The organism is Chryseobacterium sp. SIMBA_029 (assembly GCF_046535275.1).
Taxonomy (GTDB): domain Bacteria; phylum Bacteroidota; class Bacteroidia; order Flavobacteriales; family Weeksellaceae; genus Chryseobacterium.
In genome coordinates this window covers 1-289 of record NZ_JAWRXA010000186.1, presented here as the reverse complement: position 1 = coordinate 289, position 289 = coordinate 1, and the positions used below count along the sequence as shown (strand labels likewise).

Annotated in this window: 1 protein-coding gene; it reads left to right on the top strand. The window is 63.0% G+C overall.

All coding sequences use genetic code 11. The features are described 5' to 3' along the window. Window positions 1–248, top strand: a 248-nt coding sequence (locus SB679_RS23760) for an alpha-L-arabinofuranosidase C-terminal domain-containing protein (protein ID WP_410704720.1), incomplete at its 5' end; no start/stop codon positions are given. Window positions 249–289: the final 41 nt, after the last annotated feature.

Below are 289 nucleotides of genomic sequence, written 5' to 3'. Positions count from 1 at the left end.
CCATCAACCGCAGCCTCGACGAGGCGATGGATCTCGATGTCGATCTGCAGGGTTTCAAGGGCGCGAAAATCCTCCAGCATCACACCATGGTCGGCGACGACCTGAAGGCGCGCAACTCGGTCGAAGATCAGAACCGCATCGTTCCCAAGGCCGGTTCCGGGCTGCAGGTCACGGATGAAGGCAAGCTCAGCGGTTCGCTGCCGGCCAAGTCCTATCACTTCATCCTGCTCTCCGTCGCCGCGGCGTGAGCTGATTGTCATCCGGGCGGCGGAGGAGGCCGCCCAGATGG